The 22,416-nt window shown below is 60.5% G+C and carries 19 protein-coding genes; 18 read left to right on the forward strand and 1 reads right to left on the reverse strand.

Annotation, left to right across the window (positions count from 1 at the left end; translation table 11 throughout):
• The 5 genes from NSND_RS19910 (at position 1) to NSND_RS19930 (ending at position 5,159) form a co-directional block, all read left to right on the forward strand.
• A complete protein-coding gene (locus tag NSND_RS19910; RefSeq protein ID WP_080880652.1) occupies positions 1 to 762 on the forward strand; it encodes a glycosyltransferase family 2 protein in 762 nt (253 codons plus the stop codon).
• Between the two features lie 49 nt (positions 763 to 811).
• Entirely contained in the window at positions 812 to 1,915 is a 1,104-nt protein-coding gene (locus NSND_RS19915; RefSeq protein ID WP_080880653.1) for a glycosyltransferase family 4 protein, read from the forward strand.
• Positions 1,916 to 2,135: 220 nt separating this feature from the next.
• Entirely contained in the window at positions 2,136 to 3,179 is a 1,044-nt protein-coding gene (rfaQ, locus tag NSND_RS19920) for a putative lipopolysaccharide heptosyltransferase III (RefSeq protein WP_235000350.1), read from the forward strand.
• On the forward strand, positions 3,176 to 4,075 hold the full coding sequence (locus tag NSND_RS19925; RefSeq protein ID WP_080880655.1) for a glycosyltransferase family 2 protein: 900 nt from the start codon (positions 3,176 to 3,178) through the stop codon (positions 4,073 to 4,075). The genes rfaQ and NSND_RS19925 overlap by 4 nt, the downstream gene beginning before the upstream one ends.
• Before the next feature lie 67 nt (positions 4,076 to 4,142).
• Positions 4,143 to 5,159, forward strand: a complete 1,017-nt coding sequence (locus NSND_RS19930; protein ID WP_080880656.1) for a class I SAM-dependent methyltransferase — start codon at positions 4,143 to 4,145, stop codon at positions 5,157 to 5,159.
• Here the strand turns inward: NSND_RS19930 and NSND_RS19935 are convergent.
• Positions 5,156 to 6,031 carry a glycosyltransferase family 2 protein gene (locus tag NSND_RS19935; RefSeq protein WP_159450909.1) on the reverse strand — a complete coding sequence of 292 codons (876 nt, stop codon included), beginning with the start codon at positions 6,029 to 6,031 and terminating at the stop codon, positions 5,156 to 5,158. The genes NSND_RS19930 and NSND_RS19935 overlap by 4 nt on opposite strands.
• Positions 6,032 to 6,284: 253 nt before the next feature.
• Between NSND_RS19935 and NSND_RS19940 the strand changes: the two genes are divergently transcribed.
• The 13 genes from NSND_RS19940 (at position 6,285) to NSND_RS20000 (ending at position 22,390) form a co-directional block, all read left to right on the forward strand.
• Positions 6,285 to 7,364: a glycosyltransferase family 4 protein gene (locus tag NSND_RS19940; RefSeq protein WP_080880658.1), complete on the forward strand. Its 1,080-nt coding sequence runs from the start codon at positions 6,285 to 6,287 to the stop codon at positions 7,362 to 7,364.
• A gap of 69 nt (positions 7,365 to 7,433) precedes the next feature.
• Positions 7,434 to 8,690, forward strand: a complete 1,257-nt coding sequence (gene lhgO / locus NSND_RS19945; protein ID WP_080880659.1) for an L-2-hydroxyglutarate oxidase — start codon at positions 7,434 to 7,436, stop codon at positions 8,688 to 8,690.
• Positions 8,691 to 8,988: 298 nt separating this feature from the next.
• Entirely contained in the window at positions 8,989 to 9,723 is a 735-nt protein-coding gene (locus NSND_RS19950) for a sugar phosphate nucleotidyltransferase (protein ID WP_080880660.1), read from the forward strand.
• Positions 9,724 to 10,752: a dTDP-glucose 4,6-dehydratase gene (gene rfbB / locus NSND_RS19955; RefSeq protein ID WP_080880661.1), complete on the forward strand. Its 1,029-nt coding sequence runs from the start codon at positions 9,724 to 9,726 to the stop codon at positions 10,750 to 10,752.
• Complete coding sequence (gene rfbD, locus NSND_RS19960) at positions 10,740 to 11,591, forward strand: dTDP-4-dehydrorhamnose reductase (protein ID WP_080880662.1); 852 nt, start codon at positions 10,740 to 10,742, stop codon at positions 11,589 to 11,591. The genes rfbB and rfbD overlap by 13 nt, the downstream gene beginning before the upstream one ends.
• A gap of 531 nt (positions 11,592 to 12,122) precedes the next feature.
• Entirely contained in the window at positions 12,123 to 13,460 is a 1,338-nt protein-coding gene (locus NSND_RS19965; RefSeq protein WP_080880663.1) for an O-antigen ligase family protein, read from the forward strand.
• Between the two features lie 357 nt (positions 13,461 to 13,817).
• The gene (gene gmd / locus NSND_RS19970; RefSeq protein WP_080880664.1) at positions 13,818 to 14,825 is read left to right on the forward strand and encodes a GDP-mannose 4,6-dehydratase; all 1,008 of its coding nucleotides are present in this window, start codon (positions 13,818 to 13,820) and stop codon (positions 14,823 to 14,825) included.
• A gap of 3 nt (positions 14,826 to 14,828) precedes the next feature.
• Complete coding sequence (locus tag NSND_RS19975; protein WP_080880946.1) at positions 14,829 to 15,776, forward strand: GDP-L-fucose synthase family protein; 948 nt, start codon at positions 14,829 to 14,831, stop codon at positions 15,774 to 15,776.
• A 158-nt stretch (positions 15,777 to 15,934) separates the two neighbouring features.
• Positions 15,935 to 17,833 (forward strand): asparagine synthase (glutamine-hydrolyzing), encoded by a 1,899-nt coding sequence (gene asnB / locus NSND_RS19980; protein WP_080880665.1) that lies wholly within the window; start codon positions 15,935 to 15,937, stop codon positions 17,831 to 17,833.
• Between the two features lie 183 nt (positions 17,834 to 18,016).
• Positions 18,017 to 18,250: a hypothetical protein gene (locus NSND_RS21390; protein ID WP_159450910.1), complete on the forward strand. Its 234-nt coding sequence runs from the start codon at positions 18,017 to 18,019 to the stop codon at positions 18,248 to 18,250.
• A complete protein-coding gene (locus tag NSND_RS19990) occupies positions 18,243 to 20,342 on the forward strand; it encodes an alginate lyase family protein (protein ID WP_080880666.1) in 2,100 nt (699 codons plus the stop codon). The genes NSND_RS21390 and NSND_RS19990 overlap by 8 nt, the downstream gene beginning before the upstream one ends.
• A gap of 27 nt (positions 20,343 to 20,369) precedes the next feature.
• A complete protein-coding gene (gene cysC, locus NSND_RS19995; RefSeq protein WP_235000322.1) occupies positions 20,370 to 20,924 on the forward strand; it encodes an adenylyl-sulfate kinase in 555 nt (184 codons plus the stop codon).
• Positions 20,925 to 20,968: 44 nt separating this feature from the next.
• A complete protein-coding gene (locus tag NSND_RS20000; protein ID WP_143833640.1) occupies positions 20,969 to 22,390 on the forward strand; it encodes a lipopolysaccharide biosynthesis protein in 1,422 nt (473 codons plus the stop codon).
• Positions 22,391 to 22,416: the final 26 nt, after the last annotated feature.

Below are 22,416 nucleotides of genomic sequence, written 5' to 3' on the forward strand. Positions count from 1 at the left end.
ATGACGATTGCGGCGGTGGTCATCAGCAAGGATGAAGAGAAGAATATTGCCGACTGTCTCGAGTCCCTGCGCTGGGCCGACGAACTGATCGTCGTGGATGCGGAAAGTCGGGACCGGACGGTGGAGTTGGCAAAGCAGTACACCCCGAAAGTGTTTGTCCGCCCGTGGCCCGGGTATGGCCCGCAAAAAAACTTCGGCATCGATCAGGCCGCTGCGGAGTGGATTCTCGTGGTGGATGCCGATGAGCGCGTGACCGTGGGATTGCGAAGGGAAATCGAAACGTTACTGGCGACGGCCCCGGCCGCCGACATCGGAGGGTATGAGATTCCCCGGCGGAATTTTTTCTACGGGAAATGGATTCAAGGCGGCGGGCTCTATCCGGACTATCAGCTGCGGCTCTTCCGAAACACTGCCGGCCGGTACGACGATGTGAAGCTGCATGAAAACTTCACGCTCAGCGGGCGTCGGGAGCGGCTTCAGGAGCCCTTCGATCACTACAGCATGCCCACCGTCAACCATCACATCCGCAAGATGATGCGGTATACGACTCTCGGTGCCGATGAGAAACTCAAGCGGGTCACCCATATCAGCGGCTGGGTCATTGCCACGCACCATCTTGGTACGATCCTCAAAACCCTGTTCTCCCGCGGCGGGTATCGCGACGGGGTGCACGGATTGGTGGTGGCGATGTTTGCCGGCCTCCACACATTCGTCAAATATGCCAAGGCCTGGGAGCGTGTGAACGTGAGGCGGGACGCATGATCGATCCAACCTTGCCCGGCATGAACCTGGCGGAGGTCCCGTTCCCCTGATGCGTATCGGGATCGACGCAGCGTCAATCGTGGGGGACAAGGGCGGCGTCGGCTGGCATACCTATCATCTGCTCCGGTCGCTGCTGGCCTTGGATGAGCAGGTCGAGTATGTCGGATATCTCCGGCCCGGGTCTCTGCAAGCGGGCCGGCTCGAAGGCTGGCCGGTCCACGATCGTCTGCGATGGGTGGAAACGCCGCGGTGGTTGATGCCATGCCGGGGCGCGTGGGACAGGCTCGATCTCTATCACGGCCCCAACTTCAAGATGCATACGACGGGACGATCGGGCGGCATCGTCACCATCCATGACCTGTGGCTGGTCCGGCACCCGGAATATTCGAGGAAGCTGTTGGGGCAGGCCGGTTCCTCCAGGCGGGCCATCGCCACGGCCAACCGGGCGCGACGGGTCGTGACGGTGTCGGAGTTTTCAGCCCGTGAAATAGAAGCCTTGTATGGAATTCCGCGTGAACGGGTGGTCGTCATCCATAACGGCGTGACCGAGGAATTCTCTCCGGTTCAGGATGAGCAGGGGATGGCAGTGTTGAGGGCACGGTGGGCGATTCCATCTGCCGGATTTATCCTGTTCGTCGGCGGAGCAGATCCACGAAAAAACCACCGTGTTTTTCTGCAGGCCGTGGCACAGTCGCGTTCGCAGCTTGGAGGGCGGGCCATTCTGCTCGTGGGAGATGCGGAGCATCCGCAGGGAAGTTATCTCGCGACGGCCCGGTCGCTCGGGTTGGAGCAGGACGTGCGTTGCACCGGTCGCCTCAATCGGGAGGATCTGTGCCGGCTCTACTCTTACGCCGAGGTGTTTGTCTTTCCGTCGCTCTATGAGGGCTTCGGCATGCCGGTGCTGGAGGCGATGGCTTGTGGAGCGCCGACGATTACCTCCTCGACGTCGTCTCTTCCGGAAGTGGCAGGGGATGCGGCGTTGCTGGTGAACCCAGAGGATGCCGAGGCGTTAGGAGCGGCGATGGTGAAGGTGCTCTCCGAGCAGGCGCTGCAACAGCAGCTTCGGGATCGTGGCTTTGAGCGGACGCGACTCTTTACCTGGCAACGTGCGGCGTTGCGCACCAGCGCCTTGTATCGTGAACTCTGTGCCTGAGGCAGGCTGTTGAAAAAAACCGCCAGCATCGTTCTCACTTCGCTCAGAGGTTCAGCGTACGGCCGAGAGTACGCTGAACCTCTTCGCTTGCTGCGGCCTTGCTGGGCGGTCTTTTTGAACAGCCTGCAGGCTATGAGTGCCCCATATGCGATTCTCAGTAGTTCTGAATTCCACAGGTATTGGGATAGTGTTGCAGCGAGCTGCTAAGAGCGACGGCGTGATGGATCTTCAGAATATTCTGATCATCAAATTGCGGCATATCGGCGATGTGCTCCTATCTACGCCGGTGTTGCGCGGACTGCGGACTGCCTTTCCCCTGGCGCGGCTGACCATGTTAGTCAATCGCGGAACGGAAGGAGTGTTGGCGCATAACCCGGATGTGAACGAAGTCTTGTGCCTCGAGAAGGGCTCCTTGAAGGCCCAGCTGAAATTTGTGCAGATGCTCAGGCAACGAGCGTTTGACGGCGTCGTCGATCTGACCGATGGCGATCGCTCGGCCGTCATCGGTCTGGCGACCGGTGCGCCCGTCCGTATCGGATTTAATGCCGAACATCGCTGGCGCGGGCTCTTGTACAGCACCGTGGCTAAACCACGCCAGGCGGATCAGCATCGAGTGGACTATGATCTCTGCGCCTTGCGGGCTCTGGGGCTGGACACGAAGCCGGGTACCCCGGCATTGTACCCGTCGCCGACGGATGAGCAGACGGTGGAGGCCTGGATGCAGGAGGCCGGCCTGTTGTCTGCGCAGGCCTCGCCGTTGTTGGTGCTGTTGCAACCGGGAGCGCGTTATTCGCTGAAAGTCTGGCCGCATGAACGTTTCGCTCAGCTGGCCGATCGGCTCGCCGACAGGTTTGTCTGCCGGATTCTCCTGGGCGGCGATCAACGTGAACGCGAGGTGGCTGAGCAGGTCGCCCGCAAGACGCGCTGTGCGCCCATTGTAGTGGCGGGGAAGTTTTCGCTCCTGCAGTTTGCCGCGTTGGTCAAACGTTGTGCGCTGTTCGTCGGAAACGACGGTGGCGCCATGCACATTGCCGCAACGATGGGAACGCCGGTTGTGGCTATTTTCGGGCCGACCTATCCGCAACGGTGGGGGCCGCGCGGCGGACCGGCGCAGGTGATTTACAAAGGCCTGGATTGCCGGGCCTGCTATCATCCGACCTGCTTGCGCGGGGACGATAGCTGTATGCAACAGATTGCGGTGGATGAGGTGTTTACGGCGGCCAGCCGGATGTTGGAACGCACGCCGGCGAGGACAGAGACATGAGCGACGAACTGGTCAGCGTGGTCATTCCGGTGTTCAACGGTGCGCCGTTCGTCGCCAAGGCCGTGGCCAGCGTGCGGGCGCAGGGGCACGGTGCCGTGGAAATCCTAGTAGTGGATGACGGATCGACAGACGGAACGCAGGAGGTGTTGAAACGTCTTGAGCAAAGCGACGGCATTCGATGGTTTCAGCGCAGCCACGGCGGACCGGCCCGTTCCCGGAATTACGGCATCGCCGCAGCGCAGGGACAGTTCATCGCGTTGTTGGATTGTGACGATATCTGGTTGCCGGGCAAACTCGCCGCCCAGTTGGCTGTCATGCGTGCGCGACCGGACGTGGGGCTGGTTCATACGGACTTCGAGGTACGATTTGAGGACGGCACCTTGGAGGAGCGCGTGTCGGCACGATCGAGCCGTGAGCCGATGGTGCAGGCGTTTGCCGGCGGTCATGTTGCGCTGCCGTCGACACTGCTGATTCGGAAATCGGTGCTCGATCAGATCGGGAGTCTGGACCCTGAACTGTACGGGTCGGAAGATTCCGATCTCACGATCCGGCTGTTTCGTGTGACCAGGTTCGAGTGCATCGATGAAGTGTTGGTGCATAAGTTGCAACGGGGGCACGGCTATCGGGACATGGCCTTCGATGAGCAGACCCACCGGGAGCGGGTGTTGGCCAGCCGCGACCGCTTTCTCATGCGCCTTGAGGGGTTTGCTCCCCTGACGGCGACGCAACGCGCCGCATTGGACCGGGAATGGGCGAACTACTTTCTATTAAAAGGGGCGGCGGCAGAACGGGCCGGCCGTCGGAGTGACGCGCGGCGGCACTATTGGGAGGCGATCTGCAAGGCCCCGACCCGCGTGCGATGTTATACGCGCTGGCTTCGCACCCTGAAGCCCTAGCGACAGCGCCGGGTATGCCCCACAGGCCTTGCGCCGAGCACTTCGCAAAGAGATCGCCAAAGGAACTATGGAAACCATCAGTTGCGACGTATGCGGAGAGGCCTCGAACACCGCCATCTTTTGCCAATACGATCTCACACATCACGTCACCGACGACCTATTTACGGTCGTTCGTTGTCAGGGCTGCCGCTTGTTGTTCCTGAATCCTCGTCCCACTCGCGAGGAGATCGGCGGCTACTATCCTTCCACCTACTATCCCGAGGCAGCACCTCGGCAGGCCGGCGATCTCCGCCGCACTGCCAAACGATGGTCGGGAAAAATCCGGCGATGGATCGCCCAGGATTTTTACGGTTACCCGGCGCCGGAATCGGCCCGTCGCTGGCAATGGGCGCGCCGGCTTCTGTTATGGCCTGAGTTCCTGTGGCGCCGTTGGCGGGGGCGCGGGCTGCTCCCCTGGGCTGGGCAGGGGCGGGTGTTGGATGTCGGGTGCGGTTCGGGAGGCAATCTGGCGGTCTTGCAAGAGCAAGGATGGAAGGTGTCGGGGGTGGATGCCAGTGCCGTGGCCGTGGCGCAGGCGCAGGCTCGTTTCGGCGAGCGGGTCCGGCAGGGTGATCTGGCGTCGATGGCCTATCAGGAACGGACGTTCGATACGGTCCTGTTTAGTCATGTCCTGGAGCATTTACACGATCCGCTGTCTCTACTCAAAGAGGTCTGGCGAATATTGGATTGGGAGGGGCGGGTCGTGATCCTCTGTCCGAATGCCGGCAGCCTGGAAGCGAGAATGTTTGGACGATGGTGGTTTCCATGGGAACTGCCACGCCACTTATTTCACTATGAACGCGCCACGCTGACGCGGCTGTTGGAGGCTGCCGGGTTCCAGATTGAGTCGGTCAGTACCGGTTTGGGATCGCTCTACTTTATGGCGAGCCTGGACCGGTTGTGTGAAGAGCGGTTCAAGCGAGCGGTCCCCTGTCGCCGGTTGATCGAGAAAGTGCTCATCCGCCCGTTTTGTTTCTGCGTCGGCCATCTAGGGCATGGGACTGAGTTGAAGGTGTATGCCAGGAAAGGTCGGAGTGCGGGCTAGACAAAATACGATCTGACCAGACGCGACCATGTTTTGACATTGTAGGGATCGTGGCGGAGGGCTGACTGGAACGCCTGACGAGCGGCGGTGGGCGTGTTGGCCCGCAGGTGGTGTTTGCCGAGGTCGGCATAATAGATCGCCCAATCGTGCGAGAGGGCATCGCCTTCGGGGGTGCCGGGTCGGCAAGAGGCGGCGTGTTTGTCGAGGAACCGGCGCCGACCGTCCAGCGCGCGTAACGAGGGGATATTCCGCGACGCATTGTGTCCGTAGAGCCGGTGCCGATAGAGCGGTTTGGGAAGATGAATGAATCGGCCCGGACCGTAGAGCCGGATGATCAGATCGATGTCCTCCCAAATCGAAAGGGCCGCATCGTAGCCGCCCACGGCATCGAAACAGGTCTTGCGGAAAAGCGAGCCCGATGTGGCGGCGTCGTGTCCTCCCCGCAGCAATTGCGTGATGCTGCGTTGCTGTTTCATCGCGGCATCGTATTCAAGAATCTCGTTCCGTTCATTGACTTGGTACCCGTCGCAGTGCACGAGTGTTGCCTGCGGGGCGCTCTCGAGGATGCCGAGCGTCGCTTCCAGGAAGGTGGGCTCCCACAGATCGTCCTGATCGAGAAATGCCAGATAGGGGGTTTGGGCCAGGCGCGCGCCGGTATTTCTGGCGGCGGCTTGTCCGCTGTTCTGTGGGTGACGCACGTAGCGGACCTGCTGGATGGCTTGCACCAACGCGCCTGTGCCGTCCGTCGAGGCATCGTCTACGACGATGATCTCACCGGCGGCCAGCGTTTGTGCGCGCACGGAATCGATGGCCTCCTTCAGATATCTGGAGGTGCCGTTGTAGGCGGGAATAACGACGCTGATCTGTGCCACGGGCCTGGGTTCCTTGGAGGCGTCAATCGGTAACATAGGCAGTGAACCCAGTCAACCGGCGCTGCTGCCGACCCATCCAGACGACATCGGTTCGACTGTCTTGACTTGCCGGGTAGGCTGTGATTCCATGCGCGCCGATTGTGTGCAGGCGGTTATTCGTGATGCCATCGCACCCAATCGTTCATGTGATGGCCCCTGTGCGTGATCGCGAGCCGGTCCTTTCCTTCACCATAGGTCTATTCCGCGCAATATTGTGAAGATCGTCATTGCCGCATGGCATCTCAAGAATCTCAACGTCGGGATCGGGCGATATGCCCGGGAACTGATTGAGGCCCTGGGGCGCGTCGATCAGACGAATCACTACGAGATTCTGATCCCTCACGCGGAGCATCCGTTCACCGCGCGTCCGAATATGCGATATCGCCTGATCCGGTTCCCGCTGTTCCGTCGCCGTTTCTGGGAGCAGGTGGCTCCGCTCCTGGTCGGCCCGTACGATGTGCTCCACTTCCCGTACGATTCCTGCGTGGCCTGGAAACGCGGAAAGTTCGTGGCCACCATCCATGACGTCAAGCCGTTGCTGTTTCCGGTGCTCCGTGCCCGTACCAATCTCAATAGTCGCATCGAACAGTGGCTGGTCGGGGATCGCTGGAAGAAGCTCGACCACGTCATTACGATCTCCGAACATTCGCGGCGCGATCTCCTGGCGCACGTTCCGCTTCGCCCCGAGCAGGTGACCGTGACCTCCCTGGGCCTCGATGCCGAGCGGTTTCGGCCCGCCGAGCATCCGGGGGAGCGCAAGCCCTACGTGTTCTGTGTGGCCGGAGCCGATCCGACCAAGAACGTCGGCGTCCTCATCGACGCGTTCGCGAAACTTCCTGAGATGCTGCGCAGCCGGTTCGACCTAATCCTGGCGGGTGATGTCTGCAAACGCCAGGATATTCGCGCGGCCGTCGAGAACCATGGCCTCAGCGCGCATACGACACTGGTCGGCGTGGTGTCGGACCGGGAACTCGTCGCCTATTATCAGCAGGCCACGCTGTTTGTGTTTCCTTCGCTCTACGAGGGGTTCGGGTTGCCGGTGTTGGAGGCCATGGGTTGCGGCTGTCCGGTGATCTGTTCGAACGCCTCTTCGCTGCCTGAAGTGGCCGGCGATGCGGCGGTGCTGTTCGATCCGCGTGACGGCGGTCGATTGGCCCTTGAACTCTCCCGTGTCCTGGCGTCACCCGCGCTGCGGGACGAATTGAGGGCCCGCGGAGTGGCTCGGGCGCGCGAATTCTCCTGGGATCGCACCGCGATTGAGACGGTGGCGGTCTATCGACGTCTGGCAGGCTGAGTCAGTGACCCTCGATGGGCGAGCCGTATCGGCGGCAACACGGATGGTGCTCGACAGGTTGCAGCTCCTGTGTTGTCATGGGTCTCAGACCGGTTCTTGCCCGATGTCGAGGGGATGCACGATATGGCGGAAGAGACGTGCGATGTTTTAATCGCCGGGGCCGGAGTGATCGGCGTGGCCATCGCGAGGGAGCTCAGGCGTCGATATGGCGTCAAGGTGGTCGTGCTGGAGAAGGAATCCACGGCCGGCCGGCATGCGAGCGGTCGCAACAGCGGGGTGCTGCACGCGGGCGTGTATTACAAGGCGGGGACACTCAAGGCTCGGTTGTGTGTGGAGGGGAACAGGCGGTTGCGGGCCTATTGTCGGCAGCAGGCCATTCCGCTCAACGAGCATGGCAAGGTGATTGTGGCGCGGACGGAAGCGGAGTTGCCGGCCCTGCGTGAATTGTATGCACGATCCCAGGCCAATGGAGTTCGTGCGAGCCTGCTCGATCAACAGGCGCTCAAAGAGGTGGAACCTTGCGCGAAGACCGTACAGCAGGCCCTGTATGTGCACGATACCGCGGTGGTCAACCCTCGGCTGGTCATGGCCGCCATGGTGGCGGATGCCGAGCGCGAGGGCGTAGAGTTTCGTTTCGGCTGCGCCTGGCAAGGGCGGGACGGCGATGGGGTGGCGCGCACCGATCGAGGCCGTGTGACCTACGGACATTTCGTGAACTGCGGCGGACTCTTTGCCGACCGAATTGCGCATGCCCACGAAGTCGGTCTGCACTTCAAAATCTTACCGTTTCGCGGACAGTTCTATCAGCTGCGTCCCGGGTCCGCAATGCAGGTCCGTGGCAACATCTATCCGGTCCCGGACCTGCGGAACCCTTTCCTGGGCGTGCACTTTACGCGACGGCCTGAAGGCGATGTGACGATCGGACCTTCGGCCCTCCCGCTGCTGGGTCGTGAGCAGTATCGAGGCCTGGTCGGGGCCACGCTCGGCGGTACTGTCACGATGCTGGCCTATTTGATGCGACTCTTCGGTCGCAACCGGGACCATTTTCGCTCGATTGCCTGGACCGAGATGATTAAGCTGACGCGCACGGGGTTTTTTCGTGAGGCGGAAGATCTCGGACGGGGATTTGAGAAAGCCGATTTGCTGCCGGGGCAAGCGCCCGGCATTCGGGCGCAGTTGGTCGATACGAGAACGGCGGAACTGGTTAGCGATTTTGTGATTGAGCCGGGGGCGCGCTCCACGCATGTGTTGAATGCCGTCTCGCCCGCATTTACCTCGTCGCTGCCGTTTGCCGAGCACGTCGTCGACACGATGAGGCTCGCCTAGCCAGGACTCTTCATGAATGCCTGCTCAGGCGTCCGATCCTCGCGCCCGGTGAGGCCTTTCTCGTTCGGCTTCCTCCATGGACTGCGCGTGCACCTGCGTCGGTATGCGGTCTCGAACGCCTCGCGACGGCATTCATGAGGAGTCCGGGTTGGCGTTTCCCCGGCTGTATGAACGAATTTTCTGGTCTGAACCCGTCGCGAGACGTTACGATTCGATTCGTAGATGATCGGGGCACGTGCCTTCTCCTGGGAGGGCCGGCCCGCTGAATTCGATGATCCTGTTACCGTGGGGGTGATGGATGAAAGGTGTCGTACTTGCCGGAGGGCTCGGCTCGCGATTGCTGCCGCTCACGAAGGTGACGAACAAACATCTCCTGCCTGTCTATGACAAGCCGATGATTTATTATCCGATCCGAACGCTGGTCAACGCGGGCATTACGGAAGTGATGTTGGTGACGGGCGGGAACAGCGCCGGGGATTTCCTGAAGTTGTTGGGGAACGGGCGCGATTTCGGCCTCAAGCATCTCAGCTATACGTATCAGCAGGGAGAAGGCGGTATCGCCGATGCGCTACGGTTGGCGGAGCATTTTGCCGACGAAGGCCCGATCTGCGTGGTGCTGGGTGACAATTTGATCCAGGGCAATATTGCGAAGGCGGCTGAGGCGTTTCGAGCGCAGAAACGCGGCGCAAAGATTCTTCTGAAGGAAGTAAAAGATCCACAACGGTTCGGCGTGCCGCATCTCGAAGGGGACCGGGTGCTGAGCATTGAAGAAAAGCCGGCGCATCCCCGCTCGTCCTATGCGGTGACCGGGATCTACTTTTACGATGCGCGCGTGTTCGAGATCACCCGGACGTTGAAGCCTTCCGGCCGTGGTGAACTTGAAATTACGGATGTCAACAATGCGTACATTGCCTCAGGGGAACTGACCTGGAATGTGCTGGACGGCTGGTGGACGGATGCCGGCACGATCGAATCGTTGTTGGCTGCCAATCAACTCGTCGCGCAGACCGGGGCGAACAGGATGGAGTTCTAAATGCGTATTCTCGTGACGGGCGGGGCCGGCTTTATCGGATCGCATCTGGTGCGTGGCTTGATTCAGAGCGGCCATCATTCGGTCGTGAACCTGGATGCGCTGAAGTATTCCGGCAATCTTGAAAATCTCGCCGATCTGGCCGGCCATCCGCAATACACCTTTGTGCATGCCGACATCGGTGATCGGCAGGCGGTACATGCCGCGTTGCAGACGCACCGCATTGAGGGCATCATCAATTGCGCGGCGGAAACGCACGTCGATCGGTCGATTCTCGATCCCGGGGCCTTTGCCCGCACGGATGTCGTGGGTACCGGTATTCTGTTGGAGGAAGCGCGTCAGGCCGGGGTGCAACGATTTCTCCAGGTCAGCACCGACGAGGTCTACGGCAGTGTCGAACAGGGCAGTTCCACGGAGGGAGATCGGCTGGAACCGCGGAGTCCCTATTCGGCGAGCAAGGCCGGAGGAGATCTGCTGGTGCTGAGTTATTGGACCACTTACCGGTTTCCGGTCGTGGTCACGCGCGGCAGCAATACTTACGGCCCCAACCAGTATCCGGAAAAATTCATTCCGCTGTTTGCGACCAACGCGATCGATGGGGAGCCGCTTCCGTTGTACGGTGACGGCAGGCAATGCCGGGACTGGTTGTCGGTCTACGACCATGCGGCAGGGATTCAGCATGTGTTCGAACAGGGGGAGCCTGGGACCGTCTACAATGTCGGGGGCGGCAATGAACGGGAGAATATCACGGTGGCCGAACAGATCGTGGCGACGCTGGGGAAGTCCCGCTCGCTGATTCGTTTTGTGCAGGACCGCCCGGGGCACGATCGTCGCTATTCGATCGATTGTCGCCGCCTGCGCGCCTTGGGTTGGTCGCCGCAAGTGCCCTTCGAGGAGGGGCTGAAGCAGACCGTCGAGTGGTATCGCACGCATGAGAGCTGGTGGCGGACGATCAAGTCCGGAGAGTTCAAAGACTATTATCAACAGCAGTATGCGAAGCGGTTGCAGCAGGGGACGGCGTGCGGATTGTAATCACCGGGGCGCAGGGACAGTTGGGCACGGATCTCCGGCAGGTCTTGCAGGGGTATCAACTGACGTTGCTCGATCTCCCGACGTTCGACCTGACGCATCAGGACTGCGGCCGTGTGATTGTCGAAGCCGCGCCCGAGGTCGTGATTCACGCCGGAGCGCATACGGATGTGGATGGGGCAGAACGGAATCCGGCCCTGGCGCTGGCCGTGAATGCCGAGGGGACCGAACGAGTGGCCCGTGCGGCCGCTCTGGTCGGAGCGAGGCTCATCTATATTTCCACTGATTATGTGTTCGACGGCCGGGGCACGCGTCCCTATGTCGAAACCGATCCGACCAATCCCGTCAGCGCCTATGGCGAGTCGAAACGGGCGGGTGAGCAGCGGGCCTTGGCCTGTTGTGAGAATACCCTGGTGGTGCGTACCGCCTGGCTCTATGGCCTGCACGGCCGGAATTTCGTCAAGACCATGTTGCAGCTGGCTTCCGAACGACCCTGTTTGAAAGTTGTAGCCGATCAGCGGGGTTGCCCCACTTTTTCCGGAGATCTTGCCGGCATGATCGGAAAGCTCCTGGCGCATCCGGCGCAGGGTGTATTGCACGTGACAAATGCCGGGAACTGTACCTGGCATGAATTCGCGACGGAGATTGTCCGCTTGTCCGGGCGCCCCGTGCCGGTTGAGGCGATCACGACGGCCGACATGCCGAGACCGGCGAAGCGACCGGCCTATTCGGTCTTATCGGCAGACCGTCTCCATCATCTCGGGTTCACCATGCCATCCTGGCAGGATGGATTGCAGCGATTCATGAAGGCCCTGCCGGCAGTGTCCTCTGCAGTTTCTTAGAAGTCTCGCTTCGTATTCTCGTTTGTATCGGGATTCATCCCTCTGGTCGGACGGGTCGTGAAGCTCGCTCATTCCGCTCGCCGCATTCGGTTCCTCGTTCCCACAGGGCGCTTAGTCAGGGCGCATCGCGATCCCACGGTGCATTATTTTGCGATACCTCCTACGCTGAGTGTGTCAGTAAGACACATTTCTTGTGCAACCCCCGCGATTTCTCTATACTGCCGTCCTGCAGAGCCCTCGTAGCGTTTCTCGTGACGATGCCCGGTGAACGTAGCCGGTGAGTTCGAGCCTGTGTGCGCGCCTGCTCCGTCAGACCGGTAAACGGGTGATCCACTTCACGCATGAATACCGACATGCCGATCCGATCCCACCGGGGGCCGAGAGCGGGGTGTTCTTGTGCATGAGGGGCGGTTGTGCCTTCTGCGCGTCGTTCGTTGCGGTGTATGAGCGTCCGGCCTGAGAGGGTGACGTGTATGGATGTAGTTCGTTGTGCCTCTTTCTGTGACACGCGACTCTGATGGAACGAATGTTGTGACGTCGCCGCCCGCCGATTCCGCTCTCCGGTCCGTTCACACGGACGCGCGATCCGTTTCCGGCCATGCACTCTTCTGGGCATTCCAAGGGTATGTGATGGCTGCGGTCGCCTGTTCGAGTTTTTTCCCGATGCTGTTCCGCTATCAGGAACATGCCGTCATCGTGCTCGTCGTACTTTCGCTAGGGATGTGCGCGATCGAGCGGGTGAGTCCCTGGATCAAAAATCCGCTGGATCTTCCCCTGTGGCTCTTCATGATCTGGGTGCTCTGCACCGTTCCCTTCGCGACCGACTCCGCATACAGTTTTGCCGAATGGAAAAAATTCGTCGCGCAGGCCGGGGTCTTTTATTGGTCCTTGCTCGTGCTGGATCGCTGTCGACGGGAGAACTTGCCGCAGCAGATTCTCTGGGCGCTGGCACTGACCGGAGCGGCGCTTGCCGTCTATTCGTTGGTTGATTTTGTCGACAGGGGCGGCACGTGGAGAGACCGGTATATCCGGGCCAATGCGTTCGGGTCGGATTATAACTGGCTCAGTACTTACATGGTGATGACGATTCCCGTGGTCGGCAGCCTCATCGTCCTGGGTCGCCTGGTCTGGTTTCGGGCGGCACAGGCCTTGGCGCTTGCGTTGATGGGAGGCGCGCAGCTTTTTTCCTATACACGTGGCGGATGGCTTGGTCATGCGGCTCAAGGCATCGCATTTGCGGCGATGGTGGGTGGCCGGCGTCTGGCTTTGTGGGTGCTGGGACTCCTCGCGATGGCGGGAGCGGGGCTGCTGGTCGCGTCGCAGGCCGGATTTCAGCGCGATACGGTGGCCGCCAGCACTGTGGACACCAGGTTGACGGTCTGGGCCATCGGATTGCGGCAGGTGGCGACGCACCCCGTGGTCGGGATTGGATACGGGAATAATTCGTTCGTGAAAAAATTCCCTGAATACTCGTCGGAGGCACAGGCACAGGTGTCTGAAGGGACTCGCATCATTCCGGCCATGCACAACACTTTTCTCATGGTTGCGCTGGGGAGCGGCCTTCCCGCGTTACTCAGCTTTGTCTGGATCTTTGTCGCTCTCCTGCGCCGGCTCATTCCGATTCCCTGGCGGGCTGCATGGAACGATAGGTGGTCGGTGCTGGCTGCGGGTATCGGGCTGGCCGTCATCGGCTTCGCCGTACGCAATCTCTTCGACTATATGTTTATGGGCAGCCTAGCGCACATATTTTGGCTGCTGGCGGCGGTCGGCATCACCGTGACGGGGTCGGCCTGGCGAGGGGGCGGATCCGGTCGGCAGCCGGGGAGCCCTCAGGATGAGGGCACCTCGCAGCAGCAGCCGTCTGCATAGGCGGCGGGTCGGCTCACGTCTCTAGCCCGCATTATTCATGAGCGCTTCTGCTGCAATCGCCGATCCGCTGCTGCGACGAGCCTTCGGCCGACGGGCTCGCCCCTCGGCCCCTCGACGTACTGTACGAGTACGCCTCGGGACCTCACGGCTCCGCGCGCCGGTCTCGCGACGTGGCTCGACGATTTCGCGACGAACCGTCATGAATAATGCGGGCTAGTGTCGGTGCGGACCTGTACTGTTGCTTGACACCGCGTCGCAGATCTATCACAAGTGGGGTCATGGTGGTGTGTCGCCTGGGGGATGGATAGTGATGTGCCGGTTCCTTAGGCCGGGAAGACCGATCGGAGTGCCTGCTCAATGAATGCATTGATCACCGGTATCACGGGCCAGGATGGTTCGTATTTGGCCGAATTTCTTCTGGCCAAGGGATACGATGTGTATGGGATCATTCGCCGGTCCAGTTCCTTCAACACGGCGCGGATCGACGGCATTTATCAGGATCCGCATACCTCGGGCGCCAAGCTGCATCTGGTCTATGGAGATCTCAACGATGCGAGCTCATTGAATAAAATCATCCGCACGGTGCAACCCGACGAAATCTACAATCTCGGGGCGCAGAGTCATGTCAGGGTCAGCTTCGATATTCCCGAATACACCGCGGAAATCACGGGCCTGGGAACGGTTCGATTGTTGGAAGCGATTCGTGAGTCGGGGCTGCGTCCCAAGTTTTATCAGGCCTCATCGAGTGAAATGTACGGCAAGGTGCAGGAAGTGCCGCAGCGGGAAACCACGCCCTTTTACCCCCGTAGTCCCTACGGCGCGGCGAAGGTCTATGCCCACTGGATCACGGTCAATTATCGTGAGGCTTATGACCTGTTCGCCTGTAACGGCATCCTTTTCAATCATGAATCGCCGCGCCGTGGCGAAACATTCGTGACGCGGAAAATCACGAAGGCGGCAGCGCGGATCAAACTGGGACTGCAGCAGGAATTGTTTCTCGGCAACTTGGACGCGAAACGGGATTGGGGATATGCCGGAGATTATGTCGAGGCGATGTGGCTCATGCTGCAGCAGGATGAGCCGGACGACTATGTCGTGGCGACCGGTGAAACCCACACCGTCCGCGAGTTTCTCGATGTGGCGTTCGGCCAACTGGGGTTGGACTGGCAGCGGTATGTGAAGATCGATCCGCGGTATTACCGCCCCACCGAAGTCGATCTCCTCATCGGCGATCCGGCGAAAGCGCAGCAGAAGCTCGGGTGGAAACCGACGGTCGATTTTCACCGACTGGCGATCATGATGGTGGAGGCGGATGTGGAAGCCGAACGGCTGAAGTTGCAGGGCACCGCGTCGAAGGGGGCCTAGGTGATCGACACACACGCGCGCATTTATGTGGCCGGGCATCGGGGGATGGTGGGATCGGCCATCGTGCGGGCGCTCGAGGCCCGGGGATGTGACAATCTGCTCTTCCGGACCAGCAAAGAATTGGATTTGCGTGACAATAGGCGCGTTGCCGAATTTTTTGCAGAGACGAAGCCCGACTACGTGTATCTTGCCGCGGCAAAGGTGGGGGGTATTCTGGCGAACAGCACGTTCCCTGCCGAATTCATCTATGACAATCTGGCGATTCAGACCAATGTCATCCATCACGCCTATGTTCACGGCGTCAAGAAATTGCTGCTGCTGGGCTCATCCTGTATCTACCCGAGAGATTCTCCTCAGCCGATGAAGGAGGAGTACCTCCTGACCGGTCCGCTGGAGCCGACCAACGAGTGGTATGCTGTGGCCAAGATCGCAGGCATCAAGATGTGCCAGGCGTATCGCCGGCAATATGGATGCGATTTCATTGCAGCCATGCCGACGAACCTGTATGGCCCGAACGACAATTTCGATCTTCAGACGGCGCACGTCCTGGCGGCATTGCTGCGGCGCTTCCATGAGGCGCGTGAGCAGGGCACCCCTCCCACCCTGTGGGGCACCGGGGCTCCGCGGCGTGAGTTTCTGCACGTGGACGACTGCGCGGATGCCTGCCTGTTCCTGATGGATCGCTATTCCGATGCGATGATCATGAATGTCGGGGCAGGGCAGGACATTGCGATCGCAGAATTGGCCGCGCTGGTCGCCGAGGTGGTGGGATATCGAGGGGACATGCAGTGGGACCGTGCCAAGCCGGACGGCATGCCGCGGAAGTTGATGGATTCCAGCCGGATCGCCGCACTGGGATGGAAGCCGGCGACGTCATTGGCGGATGGCTTGCGCCGGACCTATAGCTGGTACCGTCAGCAGCTGGGCGAGTCTCGATCAGGTGTGTCATGACGGGCGGCAGCATCAGCCGGTCTGTCGGTGCGTAGGTCGGCAGGAGCGATCATGCGGGCGGCCCCGTTGAGTGCCGGTGTCGGTAGCAGGGGTTTTTCCTGTCCGTTCTTCAACCAAGAACCTCCCGCCATAGTCGTCGATCGTAGGAACCTCTCATCATGTGTGGTGTAGTCGGAGCGCTGGTCCTCTCTCCCGGTTCATTCCGTATTTCAGAACCCTATTTGATGCGGATGAGGGACAGTCTGGCCCATCGGGGTCCCGACGGGGCCGGACTGTGGATCGACTCGCACGGACGGATCGGTCTGGGGCATCGCCGGCTCTCGATCATCGACTTGAGCGAGGCGGCCCGTCAGCCGATGGCCAATGAAGATGAAACCCTCTGGGTGGCGTTCAATGGGGAGATTTACAACCATACGGAGATCCGGCGTGAGTTGGAGGCGCTGGGCGGTCATCGCTGGCGGACGGACCATTCAGATACCGAAGTCATTCTGCATGCGTTCGAGACGTGGGGCATCGACTGCATAGCCAAATTCCGCGGCATGTTTGCGATCGCGCTCTGGGATGTGCGGCGGCAGGAATTGTGGTTGATTCGCGACCGTATCGGTGTGAAGCCACTGTATTACAGCCTGCACCACGGCCGGCTGGTCTTCGCCTCAGAGATCAAGGCCTTGCTGCAGGACCCGGAGCAGCCGCGGGCGCTGCACGAGGAATCGCTCTTCCACTATCTGTCGTTCCTTACGACGCCGGCTCCGCAAACCCTGTTTGACGGCATCAAGAAACTCCCCGGCGGGACCTGGCTTCGCGTGCGCGCCGATGGGACGATGGAAGAACGTCGGTATTGGGATGTGTGGGATCACACGTCCCCCCTGCTCGGGGAGACGGATGGGGCCATCGCCGCTCGGGTCCTGGAGAAATTGCGGGAGTCGGTTGCGCTTCGCAAGGTGAGCGATGTGCCGGTCGGTGTGTTTCTGTCCGGAGGTGTCGATTCCAGCACCAACGCGGCCCTGTTCTCGCAGGGAGACACTCAACGCGTCAGAACATTTACGATCGGCTATGACGGTGATTATCCGAGCTATCGCAATGAACTGAGTCACGCCCGGTTCATGGCGGAGCAGGTCGGTGCGGACCATCACGAACGATTGCTGTCCCTCGATGATCTCATCGAGTTCTTACCACGCATGGTCGCACTGCAGGATGAACCGATTGCGGATCCCGTCTGTGTCCCGGTCTTTTATGTGTCTCAGCTGGCACGCCGACACGGCGTGATTGTCTGCCAGGTCGGTGAGGGAGCCGATGAGCTGTTCTGGGGCTATCCCTCCTGGAAAACATCCAAGATGCTTGAGGAATGGAACCATTGGCCGGTGCCGTCCTTGCTGAAACGTCTTGGCCTTCACGGATTGCAATGGTGCGGGTACGGGGAGAGCATTCACTACGAACGGCTGAGACGCGGGATCCTCCATCAACCCGTGTTCTGGGGCGGCGCGGAAGCCTTTCCGGAAGCCCTGAAACAACGCCTGCTCTCGCCGCGTTTGCAGCGACAATTTCGACACCTGACGTCCTGGGAAGCTATCCGGCCGATCCATAAACGGTTCCAGGCCAAGGCCTGGGAGCAGGGCCCGTTGCAATGGATGAGCTATCTCGACCTCAATTTCAGGCTGCCCGAGTTATTGCTGATGCGCGTCGACAAGATGAGTATGGGGGCGAGTCTGGAAGCGCGGGTGCCGTTTCTCGATCATGAGTTCGTGCAATTGGCCATGAGTGTTCCCGAGGCGGTCAAGACCAGAGGGGGCGTGGTCAAGACGCTGCTCAAACAGGCGGTACGCGGGGTGATTCCGGACGCGATCATCGATCGGCCGAAGCAGGGATTTGGTGTGCCGGTGCAGGAATGGATGCAGGGCCGCCTGGGTACGTTGATGCAGGACACACTTGCCGATTTTTGCGACCGGACCGATATCCTAGACAAAGCTGCGGTGCTGGATCTGGTGTGCCGGCAGCGCGACCCTCGCAGCTGGTACCTCTTTAACCTGGCGCTGTGGTGGAAGGCGTATCTTGCCTAGTGCGCTCAATCTAGCAGGATGCGGAAAAAGTCCGCCAGCGGCGTTCTCGCAAGACACGGCCGCCTCACGTCTCGGCGGCGTTCACAAACGTGACGCGCGTTGTTCCGCGCGTCGTGAACCTCAGAGACTCACCGTACGGCCACGGGACAAGAGCCTGTCTTGGCAAGCTCGGGGTGGGCGGGTATGAGTGTACGATTCGCCTCTTCGCTTGCTGCGGCCTTGCTGGATGGCCTTTTTGCGCATCCTGCGGGTTATCGTTATGCCTCCACGGCGCATGAGTTGATCGTAGCCTATTGCGCAACCATCGAGTGTTTCCGCAGCTTGCTAGCAATCGGGTGCCGTGACAGCCCGTCGGGTACCTTCAGCCGTCTCCTCCTCCCTGTCGAGAGCATCGTTTGGAGCGACTGCCATGGGTAGCGAGGCACCGCTCGATTTTGCAGCTCGTCTCCTGTCGAAAGTGCAGCACATCGGACTGCTTGCAACGGTGCGCATGGGCATCCGCAAGGCCCTTCGTCCCTTCCGCTCGCGGCGGCATCGTGCTCACGTTTTGCGTCAACCTTACCGGATCGCGAGAGGAGAACTGGCAGCCGCGTTAGGCGTCACTCCCGAAGACCTCCCTGCTGTGGTGGGGCGAATACGTGGCTCACTGGCGCAGCGTCTTCCGGTTTCACCGGAGAGTGTGGCGGCGATTCGCGCGCTCTATGAACAGCAGGCGCCCGCCGAGCTGGAGGCGACCGTCGAATCGGCTGACCGGATATGCGGGCATGTATTCGACCTCCTGGGTTCCGGCCCCGTCGCATTGGGAACGACGATCGACTGGCATCGGGATTTTAAGTCCGGCTACCGCTGGAATCCCGATCAGTGCTTTCTCGACGTGGCCCATGGCCATGAGGTCGGAGTCGATATCAAGGTGCCATGGGAATTGTCACGTGGTCACCACCTCGTGCTGCTGGCGCAGACCGCTCTCCTGACCGGAGCCCCCACGTACGCAAGGGAATGTATCGCACAACTGACCGGTTGGATCGAAGCCAATCCGACCGGCTGTGGGGTCAACTGGGCCTGCCCCATGGACGTTGCGATCCGCGCCGTCAACTGGTTGTGGTCGCTCTCGCTGTTGGCGGAGTCGCCGCTCATGACAGAGGTGTGGCTGACGGAGGTGCTTGCGTCGCTGGTGGCTCACGGCCGGTTCCTCATGGACAATCTCGAAGTTCGGGACGACGGCGTGACGACCAATCACTACCTGGCTGATCTCGTGGGATTACTCTATCTCGGCCTCTGCTTGAAGGAAGTCCATGATGCAGAGGGTTGGAAGGCGTTTGCGCTTCGAGAGTTGGTGCGTGAGATGGATCGGCAGGTGCTTGCCGACGGCGCACACTATGAGTCGAGCCTGTCCTATCACCGCTTGGTGACGGAAATGTTTCTGTCGTCGGCCGTATTGTGCCGTTGCCATGGGTTGGAGTTGCCGCCGACCTTCCATGATCGTTTGGAGAAGATGTGTGAGTTTGTCCAGGGCTATACCAAGCCCAATGGTCTGGCTCCGCAAATCGGAGACGGCGATAATGGTCGCCTGCATATTCTGACTGGTTATGGTCATGCCGATGTTCGGGATCACCGCCACCTGCTCGCCTTAGGCGCGGTGTTGTTCGATCGTCCGGACTGGTGGTCCGCGTCCGGCCCCTCGTGGGTCGAGGGTTTGTGGTTCGGTGGTCTCCGCTGTGCCGCGTGGAGGAGGGAGCCTGTCTCGGCGCAGAGCGGGAGCCGGGCCTTTCCGGAGGCAGGGCTCTATATACTGCGCGGGCGGGCCGACTATGCCTTGCTCAACTGCAATCCGCTTGGATCGAGGGGCGTCGGAACCCACAAGCACAACGACCTGCTCGCAGTGGAGATGCATCTCGGGGGGGAAGATATTCTTGTGGATTCGGGTTGTTTTCTCTATACTTCCGACCCGCAATCCTATAATCGATTTCGCAGCACCCTCTACCACTCAACCGTTAGGGTGGATCAGGCGGAGCAGAACCGTCTCATTCCCGGGAAGTTCTTTTGTTTGCACCCGGATAGCCGGCTGCATCGTATTCAATGGGACATCGGTGGACCGGTGGAACAGGCCGCGGCGGACCACGATGGATATGAACGGTTCTCTCACCCGGTGAGGCACCGGCGTGAGCTGCGAGCCGACTGGCTGAACGGGTCGTGGCGTGTCACGGATCATCTGTTCAGTCCCATGAGCGGTTCTCGCCCGCATCGTCTCGAATGGACGTTGACCTTTGCGCCCCATTGTTCGTTGCAACCCGCGGAAAACGGATGGTCGGTGGTGACCCCCAGGCAACGGTTATGGCTGGACGGTCCGCGGTTGTCCGCGAATGGAACACCTGTGGCCATCGCCCCGCGCCTCGACGAAGAGAGCGTGGCGGAGCAATATGGCAGGGCGCGACGGGCTCATTTTCTTCGTTGGAGTTGGGAAGGCTCGCTTCCGGTGGAAGGGGTCTTCACGATTGTATCTCTGGAGTGACGTTCGGCATGAGATTGCGCTTGGAGGGTGGGACCTAAGTTGAAGAAGGCGTTGACCATCTGGCTGACCGGGTTACCCTGTGCGGGCAAGACGACTCTGGCCAACATGCTCTTTCGAAGCCTGCTGGCGCAGGGCCTGACCAACGTGGAAGTGTTGGATGGCGATGTCGTCCGTACCCATCTTTCTAAAGGGCTTGGATTCTCCCGTGCCGATCGGGACACGAACATCCTGCGGATCGGGTGGGTCTGCCAGGTGTTGACCAAGCACGGAGTCTGCAGCATCGTGGCTGCAGTGTCACCCTTTCGAGCCGTCCGGAACGAAGTGCGTGCGATGATTGAAAAGGTGGGAGGGCCGGGATCGTTTGTCGAGGTGTGGGTGCGCTGCGGGGTTGAGGAATGCATCCGACGTGACGTCAAAGGCATGTACGCAAAGGCGTTGCGGGGAGAAATTCAGCAGTTCACCGGCGTGTCCGACCCCTATGAGGAGCCGCTCCAGGCCGACATCGTCGTGGATACCAGTCGTGAATCCCCGTCTGTCTCGGTCGGGCGCATCCTGGAGGTCGTCAACCGTGGCAATCTCTGACCGTGGCGGTGCTCGGCGACTCAGCCTCAAAGGGTCGGCCGGTGGTGGATAGGAGCTTCCTGTGGTTTCTGCTCCCGACGCTGCTCCAAACCCTGATAGGGGTCGGCGTCATGGTTCCGATCACGACGTACTACCTCGACCCGGCTGATCTTGGCACCGTCGCCATTCTCACTGCCCTTGCCATGCTGGTGACGCCGCTTGCCTCGACCGGGGACCACTGGGTGCTCTCGACCCATTGGCACGCGACACCGGAGTCCGGCCGAAAAGAACTGCTGTTCAACCTGCTGTTGGCCAATCTGGGGATGAAAACCGTGTGGGTGGTGCTGTTCTGGTTGCTCGCTCCGTTGGTGTTGCCGCAGCTGATTCGAGACTATCGCCCCGAGTACCAGCAGTATTTCGGGTTGGTGTTGCTGGGGTTGTTGGCCGGGACGTTGTGGGGGACGCTCAGTCCGTTGATGGTGATCGAACGGGCGCCTGTCAGCCATGCAATGAACGAATCGTTGCAGTGGGCGGCAGGGGCGGCGACGACGTTGGTGGGTCTCTCGGTGATGAAGATCGGAATCCTGGCCATGTTTCTTGCGCCGATCGCTGCGGGCCTTGCCTCCATCCTGCACGGGTTTCGTTATGCGGTTCGCCGGGTCTCTCTGCGGCCCAGCCTGCATTGGAGCAAACAAATCGTTCAAAGCGGTCTGCCGGCGATTCCGTTCAGTCTGATGGACGTGGTGGCCAACAGCATGGATCGCTTTATCATTCAGCGGTGGTTAGATCTCTCGACATTGGGCATCTATGCCCATTCGCAAAGTTATCGCGGAATGTTCGTCACGGTGACCAAAGCCTATTCACGGACCATGACGCCCACGTTCCTGGAGTTGTTTGCGGGGAATCCTCGCCAGTCGCAGCGACAAGTTGAAGAGGCCGTGTCGCTGTGGTACCTCTGTGTGGCGGCAGGAGGCATTCTGGTCACGCTGTTTTCTGCCGAGGTGATTCATCTTTTAACGCATGGGAAGTTCGATCGGGCGGCCGAGCTGGTGCCCATCTGGTTTCTGCTCGTGTTTGCGCACAGCATGGGAATGCCGTTTACTCAGTACCTGCTGACGGTGCGTCAAAACGTCCTACTGTCCTGGTCGTCGATTCTGATGAGCCTCGGGACGGTGGGGTTGGTCGCTGCCGCCACCTGGCTGTTCGGTGTCATCGGGGCAACGAGTGCGGCGGTCTTTGGCGCTTTGGCGTTGCATGGGATGCGGTTTGTTCTGGCGCGCCGGTTCGGGTGCCCCTACGGGCTTGAAACGGGTGCGCTCTGGAGTATGGGCGCCGTGCTCGCCGTGTATGTGCTGACCTATCGGGTGGGGTTGCCGTTTTCGGCAAAAATGATGATGGCAGCGGCCGTCATGACGGTGCTGTGGATCAAGACGGCGTCGCTCTGGTCGTGGCAGGCCGTGGCGCGACTCTGGTCGGCGCCGAAATGAATCGCATGGAATGCCGGTGTGTCGCC

The sequence above is a fragment of the Nitrospira sp. ND1 genome (assembly GCF_900170025.1).
In the GTDB taxonomy this organism is placed as follows: Bacteria; Nitrospirota; Nitrospiria; order Nitrospirales; family Nitrospiraceae; genus Nitrospira_A.